Origin of the sequence: Streptomyces sp. NPDC005492, assembly GCF_040605995.1 — a bacterium.
Taxonomy (GTDB): Bacteria; Actinomycetota; Actinomycetes; order Streptomycetales; family Streptomycetaceae; genus Streptomyces.
On sequence record NZ_JBEXDX010000007.1, the window covers coordinates 66,712 to 83,528 of the forward strand.

General features: G+C 71.0%; 16 protein-coding genes and 1 pseudogene. 8 read left to right on the forward strand and 9 right to left on the reverse strand.

The window, feature by feature from the left end:
• Window positions 1-912, forward strand: coding sequence for a Gfo/Idh/MocA family oxidoreductase (locus ABZT04_RS12275; RefSeq protein WP_356055846.1), 912 nt, complete (start codon window positions 1-3; stop codon window positions 910-912).
• Here ABZT04_RS12275 and lnt read toward each other — a convergent pair.
• Window positions 830-2,404, reverse strand: coding sequence for an apolipoprotein N-acyltransferase (gene lnt, locus ABZT04_RS12280; RefSeq protein WP_356055848.1), 1,575 nt, complete (start codon window positions 2,402-2,404; stop codon window positions 830-832). The genes ABZT04_RS12275 and lnt overlap by 83 nt on opposite strands.
• Window positions 2,405-2,492: 88 nt before the next feature.
• Complete coding sequence (locus tag ABZT04_RS12285; RefSeq protein ID WP_356055850.1) at window positions 2,493-2,984, reverse strand: nuclear transport factor 2 family protein; 492 nt, start codon at window positions 2,982-2,984, stop codon at window positions 2,493-2,495.
• Between the two features lie 143 nt (window positions 2,985-3,127).
• Between ABZT04_RS12285 and ABZT04_RS12290 the strand changes: the two genes are divergently transcribed.
• Window positions 3,128-3,868: a glucose 1-dehydrogenase gene (locus tag ABZT04_RS12290; protein WP_356055852.1), complete on the forward strand. Its 741-nt coding sequence runs from the start codon at window positions 3,128-3,130 to the stop codon at window positions 3,866-3,868.
• Between the two features lie 10 nt (window positions 3,869-3,878).
• Here the strand turns inward: ABZT04_RS12290 and ABZT04_RS12295 are convergent.
• The 3 genes and pseudogenes from ABZT04_RS12295 to ABZT04_RS12305 form a co-directional block, all read right to left on the reverse strand.
• Window positions 3,879-3,974 (reverse strand): annotated as a pseudogene (locus tag ABZT04_RS12295) (chloramphenicol phosphotransferase); the annotation flags it as partial.
• 20 nt (window positions 3,975-3,994) lie between these two features.
• Complete coding sequence (locus ABZT04_RS12300; RefSeq protein ID WP_355903945.1) at window positions 3,995-4,174, reverse strand: hypothetical protein; 180 nt, start codon at window positions 4,172-4,174, stop codon at window positions 3,995-3,997.
• Between the two features lie 178 nt (window positions 4,175-4,352).
• On the reverse strand, window positions 4,353-5,228 hold the full coding sequence (locus tag ABZT04_RS12305; RefSeq protein ID WP_356055854.1) for an undecaprenyl-diphosphate phosphatase: 876 nt from the start codon (window positions 5,226-5,228) through the stop codon (window positions 4,353-4,355).
• Between the two features lie 252 nt (window positions 5,229-5,480).
• Between ABZT04_RS12305 and ABZT04_RS12310 the strand changes: the two genes are divergently transcribed.
• Both ABZT04_RS12310 and ABZT04_RS12315 read left to right on the forward strand, forming a co-directional pair.
• On the forward strand, window positions 5,481-6,716 hold the full coding sequence (locus ABZT04_RS12310) for a Gfo/Idh/MocA family oxidoreductase (protein ID WP_356055856.1): 1,236 nt from the start codon (window positions 5,481-5,483) through the stop codon (window positions 6,714-6,716).
• Entirely contained in the window at window positions 6,713-7,651 is a 939-nt protein-coding gene (locus ABZT04_RS12315; protein ID WP_356055858.1) for a PmoA family protein, read from the forward strand. Before ABZT04_RS12310 ends, ABZT04_RS12315 begins: the two co-directional genes overlap by 4 nt.
• A 98-nt stretch (window positions 7,652-7,749) precedes the next feature.
• On the opposite strand, the gene ABZT04_RS12320 is transcribed toward ABZT04_RS12315, so the two are convergent.
• A complete protein-coding gene (locus ABZT04_RS12320; protein WP_356055860.1) occupies window positions 7,750-8,244 on the reverse strand; it encodes a helix-turn-helix domain-containing protein in 495 nt (164 codons plus the stop codon).
• Between the two features lie 125 nt (window positions 8,245-8,369).
• Here ABZT04_RS12320 and ABZT04_RS12325 point away from each other — a divergent pair, with 125 nt between their 5' ends.
• Entirely contained in the window at window positions 8,370-9,539 is a 1,170-nt protein-coding gene (locus ABZT04_RS12325; protein ID WP_356055862.1) for a thiolase family protein, read from the forward strand.
• Between the two features lie 30 nt (window positions 9,540-9,569).
• On the opposite strand, the gene ABZT04_RS12330 is transcribed toward ABZT04_RS12325, so the two are convergent.
• The gene (locus ABZT04_RS12330; protein ID WP_356055864.1) at window positions 9,570-10,364 is read right to left on the reverse strand and encodes a TVP38/TMEM64 family protein; all 795 of its coding nucleotides are present in this window, start codon (window positions 10,362-10,364) and stop codon (window positions 9,570-9,572) included.
• Window positions 10,365-10,414: 50 nt separating this feature from the next.
• On the opposite strand from ABZT04_RS12330, the gene ABZT04_RS12335 reads away from it, so the two are divergent.
• The 3 genes from ABZT04_RS12335 to ABZT04_RS12345 all read left to right on the forward strand — a co-directional run bounded on the left by ABZT04_RS12335 (window position 10,415) and on the right by ABZT04_RS12345 (window position 13,537).
• A complete protein-coding gene (locus tag ABZT04_RS12335; RefSeq protein WP_356055866.1) occupies window positions 10,415-11,161 on the forward strand; it encodes a DNA alkylation repair protein in 747 nt (248 codons plus the stop codon).
• Window positions 11,162-11,439: 278 nt separating this feature from the next.
• Entirely contained in the window at window positions 11,440-12,609 is a 1,170-nt protein-coding gene (gene tuf, locus ABZT04_RS12340) for an elongation factor Tu (protein ID WP_355904088.1), read from the forward strand.
• Between the two features lie 82 nt (window positions 12,610-12,691).
• Window positions 12,692-13,537: a fused MFS/spermidine synthase gene (locus tag ABZT04_RS12345; RefSeq protein ID WP_356055868.1), complete on the forward strand. Its 846-nt coding sequence runs from the start codon at window positions 12,692-12,694 to the stop codon at window positions 13,535-13,537.
• 825 nt (window positions 13,538-14,362) lie between these two features.
• On the opposite strand, the gene ABZT04_RS12350 is transcribed toward ABZT04_RS12345, so the two are convergent.
• Complete coding sequence (locus tag ABZT04_RS12350) at window positions 14,363-15,679, reverse strand: MFS transporter (RefSeq protein ID WP_356055871.1); 1,317 nt, start codon at window positions 15,677-15,679, stop codon at window positions 14,363-14,365.
• Window positions 15,680-15,753: 74 nt separating this feature from the next.
• Entirely contained in the window at window positions 15,754-16,767 is a 1,014-nt protein-coding gene (locus ABZT04_RS12355; RefSeq protein ID WP_356055873.1) for a hypothetical protein, read from the reverse strand.
• Window positions 16,768-16,817 lie beyond the last annotated feature (50 nt).

Consider the following 16,817-nt stretch of genomic DNA (forward strand, 5'->3'; position numbering starts at 1 on the left):
GTGAAGGTCGGCTGCATCGGACTCGGTGACATCGCGCAGAAGGCCTACCTGCCGGTTCTCGGCGGCCTGCCCGGGGTCGAACTGCACCTGCAGACCCGCACCCCCGCCACCCTCGCCCGGGTCGCCGACGGACTCCACCTGCCGGCCGACCGGCGCCACGCGGACCTCGCCGCGCTCCTCGCGGAGGACCTCGACGCAGCGTTCGTGCACGCGCCCACCGTCGTGCACCCCGAGATCGTGACCCGGCTGCTGGAGGCGGGCGTACCGACGTACGTCGACAAGCCGCTCGCCTACCAACTGGCCGACTCCGAGCGGTTGGTGCGGCTCGCGGAGGAGCGGAACGTGTCCCTCGCGGTCGGCTTCAACCGCCGCCACGCCCCCGGATACGCGCAGTGCGCCGACCACCCGCGCGAGCTGATCCTGATGCAGAAGAACCGGATCGGGCTCCCCGAAGAGCCGCGCGCGATGATCCTGGACGACTTCATCCACGTCGTGGACACCCTGCGGTTCCTGGTGCCGGGGCCGATCGAGGACGTGACCGTGCGTTCCCGCACCCAGGACGGCCTGCTGCACCACCTCGTGCTCCAGCTCTCCGGAGACGGCTTCACCGCGCTCGGCGTGATGAACCGGCTCAGCGGCTCGGTGGAGGAGATCCTGGAGGTCTCCGGGCAGGACACCAAGCGTCAGGTCCTCAACCTCGCCGAGGTCGTCGACCACAAGGGCCAGCCGACGACAAGGCGGCGCGGGGACTGGGTCCCCGTGGCCCGGCAGCGCGGCATCGAGCAGGCCGTGCTCACCTTCCTTGACGCCGTACGCGCCGGAAAGGTGCTCAGCGCCCGGGACGCGCTGGCGACTCATGAGCTGTGCGAGCGGGTGGTACAAGCGGTCGCGGAACGGTCCGCCGCAGCCTGAACGCGCGCGATCCTTCGCCGACGCATACGGCCGCGAGCACTAGCAGCGCGACCTGCACCGGCCAGTCGCCGTAGCGGACGTACGGCGTGATGCCGTGCGCGAGCGGGACGTCGTAGACCTGGGTCGTGCTCTTGTCCGTGCCCAGCCATGATCCGATGCGCTGTCCGCTCGGGCCGTAGACGGCGGAGACGCCGGTCAGGGTGGCGTGGACCATCGGACGGCCGGTCTCGGCGGCGCGCAGGGCGGCGAGTGTGGCGTGCTGTTCGGGGGCCCAACTGCTCTGGAAGGACGAGGTCGAGGACTGGGCGAGGAGGACGTCGGCGCCGTCCTGCGCGAGATGCCGGCTCATGTCGGGAAACGCGGTCTCGAAGCAGATCAGCGGGCCTATGCGCAGCCCGTGACCGACGTTCATCACCACCTGCTCGGTGCCGTGTCTGCGGTCGACGCCCGCCGCCTTGCCGACCGAGGTGGCCCAGCCGAGCAGCGAGCGGAAGGGGATGTACTCCCCGAAGGGGACGAGCCGCATCTTGTCGTAGCGGTCGCCGGTGAGGCCGTCCGGGCCGACCAGGACGGAGCTCTTGTAGATGCCGGGCTTGTCCGAGCGCTCGGCGTCCACATTGACCAGGATGTCGGCGCCGGTCTCCTTGGAGAGGGCGGCGATACGGCGCGCGAGGTCGGGCCGCTTGCCGAGGTCGAATCCGACGCTGCTCTCGCCCCAGGCGATCAAGTCGACGTCCTGACCGGCGAGTTGGCGGGTGAGCTGCTCCTCGCGGTCGAAGCGCCGGTCGCCGCTGTCGTCGCCGGCGATGACACCGGGCTGTACGACGGCGATCCGCACCCGGCCGTCGACATCGGGGCGCGGCGACCACACCCAGGCCGCCGAGGTCACGGCGGCGGTGGCGACCAGCCCGGCGACGGCGGGCACCCGCACCTCACGGACCGCGACCAGCACGGCGACCGCGACGTTCACGGCCACCACCAGGAAACTCAGCAGCCACACCCCGCCGACCGACGCGAGCCGCAGCGCCGGTTCCACCTGCCACTGGGTGGAGCCGAGCAGACCCCAGGGCCCGCCCAACCCCTGCCAGGAGCGCACGAGTTCGACCATCAGCCAGCCCGACGGCACCACGAGGAGCGCGGCGGCGCCCCGCCTCGGCGACGGCACACCACCGAGGAAACGGCGCACCAGCCAACCCCACGGTGCCCACAACGCGCCCAGCAGCCCGGCGATGACCACGATGAACACACTCAGGCTCGGTACCAGCCAACTGTGCACGGCCAGCATGAACCCGAGCCCCCCGCACCACCCGTCGTACACCGCCCGCCGTCCGGTCGGCGCCGAGCGCGTCAGCAGGATCCAGGGGACGAGCGCGACATAGGCGAACCACCACCAGGACAGCGCGGGAAACGCGAACACGGGTAGCGCGCCGGCGAGCGCGGCGAGCAGCGAACGCCGCCACGGGGAGGCGACCCAGTCGCCGAAGGTCTTCATACGACACCTCCCTACCCGCTGGTCGCTCCAGTGTGCGTGTTCCCGACGATCTCGCACAGAGGACCTCGCGCCGCCCATCCGGATCCGCTCAGTTGACCACGGCTTCCGGACGCCGCTCCGGAAGGCGCCGCCACTTCTCCTCGACGACGACCTCGGTCAGCCGCCAGCCGTCGTACGTCCGCAACAGCCCGAACGTGTACCGCCCGCCGCACACGAAGTCGGGCGCGGTGGCGGCGTCGCTGGCGTCTTCGCTGGTGAAGCGCATCGGATTGACGTAGTCGGCCTGGACTCGTGCGGTGTCGTCGGAGTTCTGGTCGAGGGCGCCGAAGCGGATGCGCCGGTTCACGATCAGATGCTGCCGCATCGGGAACAACCGCATGCTCTCCGCGAGCCATCCGGCGATCTCGCCCGCGTCCCCCTCGATCCCGCCGGCGGACCGGTAGTCGGCGCGCCCCCCCGGTGCGAACAGCTTCCGGTACGCCTCCCAGTCGCCGTCGTCCACCGCCACCGCGTACTCGGTGATCACTTCGTCGACGGCCAGCCGGTCCATCACAATCGCCAGTTCCACACGCTGCGTCATCGGCCAAGTGTTGGCTACCGAGCGGGTCGCGCCAAGGGGTACGCGGGGACAAGGTGGGGAACATCCGGTGGTGTTCGATTGATGTTCGTCGGCGTTCATCGCTATCCGTCGGTATGCGTCGGTATTCGTCGCGGGGAGTGCTCATGAAACGCCTTGTCACGATCGTCACCGGGGGCAGCCGGGGGATCGGTGCCGCGACCTGCCTGCGGCTCGCGGAGGACGGGCACGATGTGGTGGTGGGGTACCTACGGGACGAGAAGGCCGCGGAGGAAGTCGCGGACGGGGTGCGGCGATCCGGGGTCCGTTCGGTGTGCGTACAGGCCGACACGTCCGCCGAGGAGGACGTCGAGCGGCTCTTCACGGCGGCCGAGCTGCACCTCGGGCCGGTCACCGGGCTGGTGAACAACGCCGGGTTGACCGGACCGTTCGGCCGGCTCGCCGACACCGACCCCGCCGATCTGCGCCGGGTCGTCGAGGTCAACCTGCTGGGCACACTGCTGTGTTCACGCCGTGCGGCGCGGGCGATGACGGGCCGCGGGAACGGCGTGATCGTGAACGTCTCGTCCGCCGCCGCCACCCTCGGCAGCCCCGGGGAGTACGTCCACTACGCGGCGACGAAGGCCGCCGTCGACACCCTCACCCTCGGCCTCGCCAAGGAACTCGGCCCCGACGGCATCCGCGTCAACGCGGTCGCGCCCGGCGTCATCGACACGGAGATCCACGCGAGAATGGGCGACCCGGACCGCCCGCAGCGCGTGGCGTCCTCGATCCCCCTGCGCCGCCCGGGCCACGTCGAAGAGATCGCCGCGGCCATCGCCTGGCTGATGTCCCCGGACGCGTCCTATGCGACGGGGGCGGTGCTGCGAGTGTCGGGCGGACGGTGAGGCCTGTACCTATGTCGTAGACACCGTGCGGGTGGACCCGAGCGAGCTGACGGGCGGCGAGCCCGGGCGGCCGGTCGGCGCGTGCGCGCTCACGACGCTCCAACTCCTGCGGCGGGGGTGCTCCATTCAGGCGGCCGCGATGACCTCGTCGCGGATCGCGGCGGCCCACTCGACCACCAACAGCTCGTATTCCTCGCGCTCTTGGGCGGAGAGCGAGCCGCCCGCACGCAGCCAGAGTGCCCGGATCTGCTCGTTCACCTCGGAGGCGGACCGCACGGAACCAGGGGCCATGGAATCGGGGGACATGCGAACAGCCTAGGGGCAAGGACTGACAGTGCGCTACCGGACGGCTACGCAGACCGTATGGGGTTGGTCACGGGCGGCGTAAGCGGGACACCGGGTTGCGCACGTCGCGCAGATCAACTCGCCCTGGAGCGGGGCACTTTGGTCGCGACCGGTGCCAGGTGCGCTCCTGCCCGGTCGCTCAGCCCGCCGACTCCGCCGCGTGCGGGCTCAGCACGCCCGCCGTCACCAGCGCGATGATCACGATGCCGAGGGCGATGCGGTACCAGACGAACGGCATGAAGCTCTTGTGCGAGATGAACTTCATGAACCAGGCGATGACCGCGTATCCGACCACGAACGCGATCACCGTCGCGAACATCGTCGGCCCCCACGCGATGTGCCCCTCCTCGGCCGCGTCCTTCAACTCGAAGGCGCCCGAGGCCAGTACGGCCGGCATGGCGAGGAGGAAGGAGTAACGGGCCGCCGCCTCACGGGTGTAGCCCATGAACAGGCCGCCGCTGATGGTCGCGCCCGAGCGGGAGACACCTGGGACCAGGGCCATCGCCTGGCAGACGCCGTACAGGAGGCCGTCCTTGGCGTTCAGGTTCTCAAGTGTCTTGCGCTGCTTGGGTGCCCGGTGCCTGCCGCCCGTCTCGTCGCGGGCCGCGAGCCGGTCGGCGACGCCGATGACGACGCCCATCACGATCAGCATCGTGGCGGTGATCCGCAGATCCCGGAACGGCCCCTCGATCTGGTCCTTGAGCGTGACGCCCAGCACACCGATCGGTATGGAGCCGACGATCACCAGCCAGCCTATCTGGGCGTCGTGGTCGCGCCGCATCTCCTTGTTCGTGAGCGACCGGAACCACGCGGCGAGAATCCGCCCGACATCTCGGCGGAAGTAGATCAGCACGGCGGCCTCCGTGCCGAGCTGCGTGATCGCCGTGAAGGCCGCGCCCGGATCCTTCCAGCCCGAGAAGGCCGCCGTCAGCCGCAGATGGGCGCTGGAGGACACGGGCAGGAACTCGGTCAGCCCCTGGACGAGCCCGAGGATGAGGGATTCAAACCAAGACATGGAGTTACGGCGTCCAAGTGCTGCTCGTGAAGGGGCAAAGGACACGCCAAAACACCGCGCGCGGCGCATCGGGTGTGCATGAGGGGCAGCGTAGCGTCCCGGTGTGACAGTCGGGACACAGGGGTTTCACGGGCGGCCGGGCCACTCCGGAATCATGGTGTTGACCTGCTGCGGGGGCGGCGCATACGTTGCAGCGGAGGAAAGCGCTTGCTGGATGCGCTCGCTGTCTCCGGAGGAGTGCTGATCACGGCCATGTCCACACCCGCCACCACCCCTGGGGCGTTCCAGCCCTTGCCGCCGCTCACCGGCCGCCGCATCAGGGCCGCTGTGGTCGGCGCCGGCGCGATCGGTCGCGGCTCCCACTTCCCCGCGCTCGCCCGGCTCGCCGAGGAGGGCGAGACCGAGGTCGTCGCCGCCGTTGACATCGATGCCACCGCGGCCGAATCCTTCTGCGCCGAGACCGGCATCCCGCACGCCTACACCGACCTGGACCAGATGCTCCGGGAACAGCGGCCCGACCTCGTCACCATCTGCACCCCGCCCACCCTGCACCGCGCGCAGACCGTCGCCGCGCTGCGGGCCGGTGCCTGGGTGTGGTGCGAGAAGCCGCCGATGCCGACGCTGGCCGACTTCGACGCCGTCGAGGACGAAGAGGGCACGGACGAAGAGGGCACGGCGGGAGAGGGCACGGCGGGAGAGAGCACGGTGGGAGAGAGCACGGCGGGCGGGCCGTACGCCTCGATCGTGTTCCAGCACCGCTTCGGCTCGGGCACCCGGCACGTGCGCCGGCTGCTCGCCGAGCGGGCCATGGGCCGGCCGCTGGTGGCGCACTGCCAGACCACCTGGTACCGCGACACCGCTTACTACGCCGTGCCCTGGCGCGGTCGCTGGGCGACCGAGGGCGGCGGTCCCGCCATGGGACACGGCATCCACCAGATGGACCTCCTGCTCGATCTGCTCGGGCCGTGGAGCGAGGTGAAGGCCATGGCGGGGCGGCTGGTCCACGACGTGGAGACCGAGGACGTCTCGACCGCCCTGGTCCGCTTCGAGAACGGCGCGCTGGCCACCGTCGTGAACAGCGTCCTGAGCCCGGACGAGGTCAGCCGCATCCGCATCGACTGCGAGCGTGCCACCGTCGAACTCACCCACCTGTACGGGCACAGCAACGAGAACTGGCGCATCACGCCGGCCCCGGACGTCTCGGGGGAGGATGCCGCGGCCTGGCAGGACTTCGGGCCGGACGTGCCGAGTTCGCATCTGGAGCAACTGCGTGAACTGGTCGTCAGCATGCGGGCCGGCGAGCGGCCGCGCAGCAGCGGCGCCGACGGGCGCACCAGCCTGGAACTGATCACCGCGCTCTACAAGTCGGCGTTCACCGACACGACCGTACGGGCCGGCGAGATCGGGCCCGGCGACCCCTATTACACGGCGCTGCACGGCGGCGCCCCCGGCTGGGCGCCCGCCGCGCGCGAGGAGGTGTCGGCGTGACCGGCCTGCGTATCGTCCACGCCCACGGCGACCGCATCACGGTGACCGAACCGGCCACCGGCGTCGAGCTGTTCAGCTACGTGTACCGGCCCGAGGCGGCCTGGGAGGCGCCGAAGCCGTACCTCCACCCGATCAGGACGCTGGCCGGAGACGTCGTCACCGACTACCGGCCCAACGACCACCGCTGGCACAAGGGGCTGCAGTTCACCGCCTCGCATCTGTCGGGCTCGAACCTGTGGGGCGGCAACACATACGTTCACGGTGAGGGATATCTCGAACTCCCTGAGCGGGTCGGGTCGATGGCCCATGTCGCCTTCGACGAGATCGACCTCCACGACGATTCGGGCGATCAGCGCCTCGTCATCGCCGAACGGCTGACCTGGCACCCGTACAGCGGCGAACTCTGGGCCGAGGAGCGGCGCCGGATCGAGGTGCATGACGTCGACAGGGACTCCGGTGCCTGGGCGCTGACCTGGACGAGCGCCGTGACGAATCGACGTGACGAGCCCCTGATCTTCGGCAGCCCGACCACCGCGGGGCGCGAGGCGGCGGGCTATACGGGCCTGTTCTGGCGCGGCCCGCGTGCCTTCCGGGACGGCCGGATCATCGGCCCCGACGGCGAGGGCCCCGAGCTGATGGGCACCCAGAGCCCCTGGCTCGCGCTCTCCGGCGAACACGACGGCACCGACGGACACGCCACGATCGTCTTCGCGCACGCCCCCGAGAACGACCACTCCGGCGAGCACGGCACCCACCCCGCCCACTGGTTCGTACGCAACGAGCCGTTCGCGGGGATCGCCGCCTCCTTCGCCTTCCACGACGAGCTGGAACTGGCCCCCGGCGACACCCTCACCCGGCGCTACCGGGTCGTCGTCGCAGACGGGGCGTGGGAGCGGGAGGAGATCGCCAAGTACCTTGCGGCGCGGCCGTGGTGAACACGGGTTGGCAGAGCACGGGGTGATTCGAGCACGGGGTGATTCGAGCACGGGGTGATTCGAGCACGGGGTGATCGAGCACGAGGTGACTCGGCCGTCTACGAGGGAACCGACCGAGACCCCGCGGCCGTGGGACCCGCCACGGTCCAGCCGGGGGCCTGCGGGTGGGCCGTCAGGTCCTCGTGTCGGACCGGGGTGCCGCACGCGGTGCAGGTGACGGCCGGGACCAGTTCGTGGCCGCAGATGTGCTCGATCACCATGGGGCGGTCGAGCGAGTCTTTCCGGAGATGACGGTCGCCCCATGCCATGAGGGTCATCAGGACCGGCTCCAGGTCGAGCCCCGCCTCCGTGGGCCGGTACTCGAAGCGCTGCGGGTGCTCGCTGTAGGTCCGCCGGGTGAGGATCCCGGCGTCGACGAGGCGGCGCAGCCGGGCGGCGAGAACATCGCGCGGGGCACCGATGTTGCGGACCAGTTGGTCGAAGCGGCGATTGCCCAGGCACACCTCCCGTAGGACGAGCAGGGAGTACTTCTCACCGACGAGTGCGAGGGCGTCGGCGATCGAGCAGGGGCGCGGGTCTTTGGGGGCGGCCATATCGCCCAGTCTAGGGCTGATTCAGGAGTGGGTTTGATTTTCCAACTGGCGGGACTAGGGTGAGTTTGGATTTCCTACTTACCGGTAGTGCAGCTAGGCAAGCAGCTATCACGGAGGCCCACACCATGCGTGACGCAGTGATCGTCGAAGCCGTACGCACGCCCGTAGGCAAGGGCAAGCCGAAGGGCTCCCTCGCCCAGGTCCACCCCGTCGAACTTCTCGCGCACACCCTTCGCAGCGTCGTCGAGCGCACCGGCGTCGACCCGGCGCTCGTCGACGACGTCATCGGTGGCACGGTCACCCAGGTCGGTGAGCAGGCCGTCAACATCACCCGGCAGGCCGTGCTGTCGGCGGGCTTCCCGGAGTCGGTGCCCGCGACCACGGTGGACCGCCAGTGCGGGTCCTCGCAGCAAGCCGTGCACTTCGCGGCGCAGGGCGTGATCTCGGGGGCGTACGACCTGGTCGTGGCCTGTGGAGTGGAGTCCATGGGGCGCGTGCCGATGGGGTCGAGCGTGCTGCCCGGCACGGACCCGTTCGGCCCCGGAGTCGCCGGGCGCTACCCGGAGGGCCTCGTCCCGCAGGGCATCAGCGCCGAACTCATCGCCGCGAAGTGGTCGATGACGCGCGACCAGTTGGACGCCTTCGCGGTGTCCTCGCACCACAAGGCGGCGGCCGCCTGGGACGCGGGCCTGTTCGACGCCCAGGTGGCGCCCCTGGTGGGTGTTTCGCGCGACGAGTGCGTACGGCCCGGCAGCACCACCGACGTCCTGGCCGGCCTGAAGCCCGCCTTCTACGACCCCACGTACGCCGAACGCTTCCCGCAGATCGAGTGGAACATCACCGCCGGCAACTCCAGCCCGATCAACGACGGTGCCTCCGCGGTCCTCATCACGTCCGGCGAGACCGCGGCCCGTCTCGGACTGCGTCCGCTCGCCCGGCTGCACAGCTTCGCCGTGACCGGTTCCGACCCGCTCCTCATGCTCACCGGTGTCATCCCGGCCACGGAGAAGGTGCTGCGCCGGGCGTCGCTCAGCCTGGACGACATCGACCTGTTCGAGGTCAACGAGGCGTTCTCCAGCGTGGTTCTGGCCTGGCAACAGGAGACGGGCGCCGATCTCGCGAAGGTCAACGTGCACGGCGGGGCCATCGCGATCGGCCACCCGCTCGGGGCGAGCGGTACCCGTCTGACGACCACGCTCGTGCACGCGATGCGGGACCGCGGGGCGCGCTACGGGTTGCAGACGATGTGCGAGGCGGGTGGCCTCGCCAACGCGATGGTCCTGGAAGCCGTCTGACCAGCGGGCCCTGACCAGCTGGTCGGCGCGTCAGCGGGCGCGCAGGTGGTGGCGCTTGCGCCAGGCCACCACCGCGCCGCCGAGGGCCGGCAGCGTGATGCAGGCCATCGCGATCAGGAAGGCCGGCGAGGTGGGACTGGAGGCGCGGGCCCCGGCGACGACGTACGCGGCGGTGTTCGGGAGCGACCCGAGGGCCGTCGCGAGCAGGAACGGCGTCCAGCGCATACGGGAGACGGCGGCGCAGTAGTTCACGCCCCAGAACGGCAGACCGGGGAAGAGCCGCGCCGCCATCATCGAACGGAAGCCGTGCCGGCTGAGCTGGCCGTCCGCGGCCTTCAGCCACCGGCCCCGCAGCAGCGGGCGCAGCGCGTCCTGGCCCAGCACACGGCCCAGGCCGAAGGAGATGCCGGCGCCGAGCACCGTGCCCGCCAGCGCCGCGCCGGTGCCGAGCTGGGAGCCGAACAGCGCGCCCGCCGCGAGGTTCAGCAGCGGGCGCGGTACGAACGCCACACTGCACAGTCCGTATGCCCCGGCGAAGACCAACGCGGCCGCGACACCGCCGAGTTGGGGTGGCCAGCCGTCGGAGAGCAGGCGCTGTGGGTGGAACAGCAGCACGGTCGACGCCGCCCCGGCGAGCAGGACAAGGAGTAGCGACAGCCGCGACCACGGCGAGAGCAGGGCTCTCGTGCAGCGCGTGGTGAAGCCGGTCGGGGCGACAGGCACCAGGGGCGCGGCCGCGGGGACGGCGACGGCGAGCTCCGTGGCCAGGGCCGGGGGAGAGGCCGTGGCGGTGCCCCCAGAGCGGGTGGTGGCATCGGCGAGCATGTCGGCGACACTAACCGACCTGTGTATGTGATCGCCGTATGGTTCGTCTCATGAACGTCACAGGTGCGGGCGGGCCGGAGGTGCCAGCCAGTGTTACGGCCAGCGTTCCGGCCAGTGTTCTCGCCGACACCGTGCTGGAGCGGCTGACCGCCACGTACGCATCCGCGGCCGACCCGGAGCGCGCGGCGCTCATGCGGGCGTACATGAAGGACGTGGCGCCCTACCTGGGCCTCACCACACCCGTGCGCCGTGCCCTGTCCCGCACGGTCCTCGCGGGCACACCCCGTCCGGACGAGGCCGACTGCACCGCGATCGCCCTGCGCTGCTGGGCGTTGCCGGAGCGCGAGTACCAGTACTTCGCGGTGGACTACCTGCGCCGCCACGTGACGCACTGCACGTCCGGCTTCCTGTCGGTCGCCCGCCACCTCGTCTCGACGGTCCCTTGGTGGGACACCGTCGACGCACTCGCCTCCCACGTAGTGGGAGGCTTGGTCGCCGCCGATCCGAAGCTGAAGACCGACATGGACGTGTGGATCGTCGACGAGGATCTGTGGGTCGCGCGTACGGCCCTGCTCCACCAACTGCGGTACAAGGAGCGCACCGATACCGAGCGCCTCTTCGTGTACTGCCTGCGCCAGTCCGGACACCCCGACTTCTTCATCCGCAAGGCCATCGGCTGGTGCCTGCGCGAGTACGCCAAGACGGACCCGGAGGCGGTACGCGGCTTCCTGGCGAGGGAGAGGGGCCGGTTCGCGCCGCTGTCGGTACGCGAGGCCCTGAAGAACATCGGGCCCTGAAGAACATCGGGCCCTGAACTTCCGTGTGCTGATAAATCGTTCGACGTAGGGCAAAGCGTCGGCAATGATCGGCCTCATGTTCCGGTACGCCTTCCACCTCGCAGCGTCCGCGGTCGCGGATGCTCAGAAGGCTGCCGTTCCCGTGCCTGTTCTCCTCGTCGCAGTCGACGGCGCCCGAAGCTGACCCTCTCCGGATCGTCCGGCGGACCCCGCAGGGGGAGGGTCGGTGAGTCCTCGGGGTCCCCGCATTCCACTTCACCAGGCTTCGAGGTACCGCCATGTCCAAGACGGCATACGTCCGCACGAAACCGCATCTGAACATCGGCACGATGGGCCATGTCGACCACGGCAAGACCACCCTGACCGCCGCCATCACCAAGGTCCTCGCCGAGCGCGGGGCGTCCACCTTCGTACCGTTCGACCGTATCGACCGGGCGCCGGAGGAGGCCGCGCGCGGCATCACCATCAACATCGCGCACGTCGAGTACGAGACCGACACCCGGCACTACGCCCACGTCGACATGCCCGGCCACGCCGACTACGTCAAGAACATGGTCACCGGGGCCGCGCAGCTCGACGGGGCGATCCTCGTCGTCTCCGCGCTCGACGGGATCATGCCGCAGACCGCCGAACACGTGCTGCTCGCCCGGCAGGTGGGCGTCGACCACATCGTGGTCGCGCTCAACAAGGCGGACGCGGGCGACGACGAACTCACCGACCTGGTGGAGCTGGAGGTCCGCGAACTGCTCACCGCGAACGGCTACGGCGGCGACGCCGTACCCGTCGTACGGGTGTCCGGCCTCAAGGCCCTTGAGGGGGACCCCCGTTGGACGGCGTCGATCGACGCGCTGCTCGACGCCGTGGACACCTATGTGCCCATGCCCGAGCGGTATCTGGACGCGCCGTTCCTGCTACCGGTCGAGAACGTGCTCACCATCACCGGGCGCGGAACGGTCGTCACGGGCGCGGTCGAGCGGGGCACGGTCCGGGTGGGCGACCGGGTCGAAGTGCTCGGCGCCGCCGTGGAGTCGGTGGTCACCGGCCTGGAGACCTTCGGCAAGCCCATGGCGGAGGCGCAGGCCGGCGACAGCGTGGCGCTGCTGCTGCGCGGGGTGCCACGTGACGCCGTGCGGCGCGGGCACATCGTCGCGGCGCCCGGCAGTGTCGTACCGAGCCGCCGCTTCTCGGCCCAGGTGTATGTGCTGTCGGCCCGCGAGGGCGGTCGTACGACAGCGGTGTCGACCGGTTACCGGCCGCAGTTCTACATCCGCACCGCGGACGTCGTCGGCGACATCGACCTCGGCGGGACGGCGGTCGCGCGCCCCGGCGACACCGTCACGATGACGGTCGAACTGGGCCGCGAGGTCCCGCTGGAGCCCGGGCTCGGCTTCGCGATCCGCGAGGGCGGGCGCACGGTCGGGGCGGGGACGGTGACGGAGGTCGGCTGAGCGGGGTGGGTGCCCGTCCCTTCGGGGGCGGGCGCCTTCGCGCGCCGCGCCGCACCAGTCGCCACCCCGGCACAATGGACCTGTGGACGAGCCGATACCCGTGACCCGGGACGTTGATCACGGGACCGCCAAACTCATGCCCGACGTGGACCGGGCGCGGGCTTGGCTGCTGACCGTCGACGGGGCGCCGCAGTCGTACGTGGACCTGGACGCGCCGACGCATCTGGAGTTCGAGTACGCGCGGCGGCTCGGGCATGTGCTGGACACCCTCGCGGAACCGGGGCGCCCGCTGGACGTGCTGCACCTGGGCGGCGGAGCACTCACCCTGCCCCGCTATCTGACGGCGACCCGGCCCGGTTCGCGGCAGGACGTCGTAGAGGCCGACCGGGGTCTGCTGGCCCTGGTCACCGAGCACCTGCCACTGCCCGGCGGCGCCGGTGTCACCGTCCACGGCGCCGACGCCCGCGCCTGGCTGGAGGCGGCGCCGGACGGTTCGGCCGACGTGATCGTCGGCGATGTCTTCGGCGGCTCACGGGTCCCGGCGCACCTGACCTCCGTGACGTACGCCGGGGAGGCCGAGCGTGTGCTGCGCGCCGACGGCGTCTACCTCGCCAATCTCCCGGACGCCGCGCCCTTCGCGTTCCTGCGGGCCCAACTCGCCACGTTCGGCACGGTGTTCGAGGAGCTGGCACTCATCGCGGAACCGGGCGTCCTGCGAGGACGCCGCTTCGGCAACGCGGTGCTCATCGCCGCACACCACCCGGTCGACACCACCGCCCTGACCCGCCTCATCGCCTCGGACGCCTTCCCGGCACGACTCGAACACGGGCCCGCGCTAAGAGACTTCATCGGCGACGCGCGACCGGTCCGGGATGAGGACGCCGTGCCGTCACCCGTGCCACCGGACGGGGCGTTCGGGATCGGTTGAGTCGATTCGCGGGGCGGGGTGCTTGAACGGGGGCTTGTGTCGGGGGAGTTCGTGGGCGGCCCGTGCCCTGTTCACCCTGGCTCTCCCGCGGGGTGTTTGGCAGCGGCTGAGTCCATTCGTGGCGCGGGGTGCTTGAACGGCCGCTTGTGCCGGGGGAGTTCGTGGACGGGGCGCCCTCTATTCACCCTCGTTCTCCTGCACAGTGTTCGGGATCGGTTGGGCCGATTCGCGGGGCGGGGTGCTTGAACGGGGGCTCGTGCCGGGGGAGTTCGTGGTCGGGGCGTGCCCTGTTCATCCTGGCTCGGCTGCGAGGTGTCCGGGATCGGTTGGGCCGATTCGCGGGGCGGGGTGCTTGAACGGGGGCTCGCGCCGGGGAAGTTCGTGGTCGGGGCGTGCCCTGTTCATCCTGGCTCGGCTGCGAGGTGTTCGGCATCGGTTGAGTCGACTCGCGGCGCGGCGTGCTTGAACGTGCGCTCGCGTCTGGGGAGTTCGTCGGTGGCGCGTGACCTGTTCGCCCCGGCTCTCCTGCGGGGTGTCGGGATCGATTGAGCCGATTTGTGGCGCAGCCTGCTGAACGGGCGCTCGTGCCTGGGGAGTTCGTCGGGGGTGCGTGACCTGCTTGCCCCCCGGAGGCTCTCCTGGTGGGGGGCGATCGCGGAGCCACTCGCGGCGTGGGGCGCTTGAACAGGTGCTCGTCTCTCGGGAGTTCATCGGCGGCGCGGGACCACCGTCCCCCCTCCCCCCGGGCTCTCCTACGGGCCCTTCGGGATCGGCCGAGCCACTCGCGGCGTGGGACGCCTGAACAGGCCCTTGTGCCTGGGCAGTTCATCGGCGGTCCGCGCCCCCTTCACCCCGGCCCCCTACGGAACGTTCCGCACCGGCCGAGCCACTCGCCGGCTCCGGCATCACCCCCGTGCGCCGCCGCAGGTTCCGTACCTCCGGTACGCACAGCACCGCCGCGGTGACCAGGGTGACCAGGGCCGCGCAGCCCCACAGGGACGCCGTGCGGCCGAAGGCGGACTCGGTGGGGCCGGCTGCCGCCGCGGCGACGGGCATCAGGGCGATCGAGCCGAACCAGTCGTAGGCGGAGATGCGGGAGAGTTTGTCCTCGGGGATCTCCTGGTGGAGCGCGGTCATCCAGCTCACCCCGAAGACCTCCACCGTGGCGCCCGCGACGAACATCACCACGAAGAGGACGCCGACCGGTACGGGTATCGCTAGCGCGGCGGACGGGAGGGCCAGGGGGAAGACGCCGAGGGTGCCCGCGAGGAGGAGGCGGCGGGGTTTCCAGCGGGTCATCAGGAGGGCGCCGGCCACCGTGCCCGCGCCGAACGCGGCCAGGGCCAGGCCCCAGGGACCCGCGCCGCCGAGGCTGTCCCGGGCGACGAGCGGGCCGTAGACCGCGTCCGCAGCGCCGACGACCGCGTTGGCGATGGAGAACGCGACGACGATGGACCACAGCCAGGGCCGGCCGATGAACTCCCGCCAGCCGTCCCGGAGATCGGCGACCATCCCGCCGCCCGGCGCGCGCGGCGGGATGTGGCTGACGTCGAGGAAGGAGCGCAGTGCCCCGGCGACCGCGAACGCCGCCGCGTCGACCGCGAGCACCCAGCCGGGACCGACCGCCGCGACCAGCGCGCCGCCGAGGGCCGCGCCGCCCAGGGACGCGCCCTGCATCGCCATCCGGAACACGGCGAACGCCCGGCCCGCCTGCTCCCCGCGCACCGTGGACATCAGCATGCCCTCGGCCGCCGGCCCGAAGAACGCCTGCCCGGTGCCGCCGAGCGCGGTCAGCAGCATCATCTGCCACAGCCGGGGTTCGCCGGTGAGGACGAGCACCGCGAAGGCCGCCTGCGAGACACAACTGAGTGCGTTGGCCGCCACCATCACACGGTGGCGCGGCACCCGGTCCGAGATCGCGCCGCCGATCAGCAGGAACAACACCAGCGGCAGCGTGCGCGAGGCGGCCACCAGACCCACGTCACCGCTGTCGCCGCCCGTCTCCAGCACGGCGAATGCGGCGGCGATCAGCGCGCCGTTCCCGCCGAGGCCGGTGGCCACCGCGGCGGCGGTCAGCAGGGTGTAGTTGCGGCCCGCCCAGTCGGGTCGGCGTGAGCTGCGGGGTATGGCGGTGACGTTCACCGGCCGACTATCCCCGCCCGGGCCAAACCCCGCCAAACGCTTTGCCGCCAGAATCCGGCCAAACGGTCACGTCGTCAGCTCGTGCTGCCCGTCGGGTCGCCGTGCAGTCGTACGGTGCTGAGGATCTTCTGCACCGTCGCGTCGGGGATCTCCTCGCTGACGCCCTTCGCGCCGTACAGCGTCCAGGAGACGAAATCGCCCGCCGAGTTCTTGAAGGCGAACGTGGTCGCCTTGCCGTCGGTGGAGCATTTGCCGGACTTCGGCACGCCGGTCGTGTAGGAGCTGGCGACGCTGCCCGTGACACCCGACTTCGTCGTGTAGGGCTTCGCCGCGCCGATCTTCAGGTACTTCTTGGACGAGTCCTTCTGGTCCGTGTACCCGCCGAACGCGAACGTCGCCGCGTCGCCGCGGGCCGTGCTCGCGGTGTCCTTCGCGCCGTCCTCGCCCTTGGTGCCGCTGGACGCCAGCGACGAGGTCTCCTCGGTGCCGTCCTTGTTGTCGTCGGACGAGCACCAGTCCTGCTTCAGATAGGCGGGCGCCGAGAAGCCGATGTACGGGGAGCCGTCGCCCTTCTGCTCGTCCTCGAAGAAGGTGAAGGTGCCCGGCTTGCCGACCTCCCACTCGGCGGGAACGTCGAAGGCGGTGCCGTACTTCTGGTTCACGACGACCTTCCAGCCCGCGATCGTCGGCGTCTCGGTCTCGTCGCCGCGCGGGTTGTCGTCCGAACCCGAGGAGGAGGCACTCGGGTCGGCGGACGCCGACGGCGACCGGCTCGCCTTGTCCTTGCCGCTGTCCGCCGTGTCGTCCTTGCCGCCGAGGACCAGGTATCCGGTCACACCGGCGGCCACGACGACGGCCGTCGCGGCGATGATCGCGACCAGCTTGGTCCGGTTTCCGCCACCCCCGCCCTGCGGCGGCTTCGGCCCGCCGGCCGGGCCCGGAGCGCCCCACTGCGGTTGCTGCCCATAGGGGTTGGGCTGCTGGAAGCCGGGCTGCTGATACGGATTCGGCTGCTGGTACCCCGGCTGCTGGTACGGGTTGTTCTGCGGGTTCTGCTCGCCCCCGGGCGGCTGCTGTCCTGGCCACATGGGCAGTAACCCTAGTGCGGCGCGGGACACGGTGGGGTCACCGCCCCTTG

What these genes read in the sequence shown, in the direction of transcription:
- ABZT04_RS12305 (WP_356055854.1), bottom strand. Translation starts at nt 5,228, where the DNA reads ATGTCTTGGTTTGAATCCCTCATCCTCGGGCTCGTCCAGGGGCTGACC.
- tuf (WP_355904088.1), top strand. Translation starts at nt 11,440, where the DNA reads ATGTCCAAGACGGCATACGTCCGCACGAAACCGCATCTGAACATCGGC.
- ABZT04_RS12320 (WP_356055860.1), bottom strand. Translation starts at nt 8,244, where the DNA reads ATGGCCGCCCCCAAAGACCCGCGCCCCTGCTCGATCGCCGACGCCCTC.
- ABZT04_RS12325 (WP_356055862.1), top strand. Translation starts at nt 8,370, where the DNA reads ATGCGTGACGCAGTGATCGTCGAAGCCGTACGCACGCCCGTAGGCAAG.
- ABZT04_RS12355 (WP_356055873.1), bottom strand. Translation starts at nt 16,767, where the DNA reads ATGTGGCCAGGACAGCAGCCGCCCGGGGGCGAGCAGAACCCGCAGAAC.
- ABZT04_RS12300 (WP_355903945.1), bottom strand. Translation starts at nt 4,174, where the DNA reads ATGTCCCCCGATTCCATGGCCCCTGGTTCCGTGCGGTCCGCCTCCGAG.
- ABZT04_RS12335 (WP_356055866.1), top strand. Translation starts at nt 10,415, where the DNA reads ATGAACGTCACAGGTGCGGGCGGGCCGGAGGTGCCAGCCAGTGTTACG.
- ABZT04_RS12310 (WP_356055856.1), top strand. Translation starts at nt 5,481, where the DNA reads ATGTCCACACCCGCCACCACCCCTGGGGCGTTCCAGCCCTTGCCGCCG.
- lnt (WP_356055848.1), bottom strand. Translation starts at nt 2,404, where the DNA reads ATGAAGACCTTCGGCGACTGGGTCGCCTCCCCGTGGCGGCGTTCGCTG.
- ABZT04_RS12290 (WP_356055852.1), top strand. Translation starts at nt 3,128, where the DNA reads ATGAAACGCCTTGTCACGATCGTCACCGGGGGCAGCCGGGGGATCGGT.
- ABZT04_RS12330 (WP_356055864.1), bottom strand. Translation starts at nt 10,364, where the DNA reads ATGCTCGCCGATGCCACCACCCGCTCTGGGGGCACCGCCACGGCCTCT.
- ABZT04_RS12285 (WP_356055850.1), bottom strand. Translation starts at nt 2,984, where the DNA reads ATGACGCAGCGTGTGGAACTGGCGATTGTGATGGACCGGCTGGCCGTC.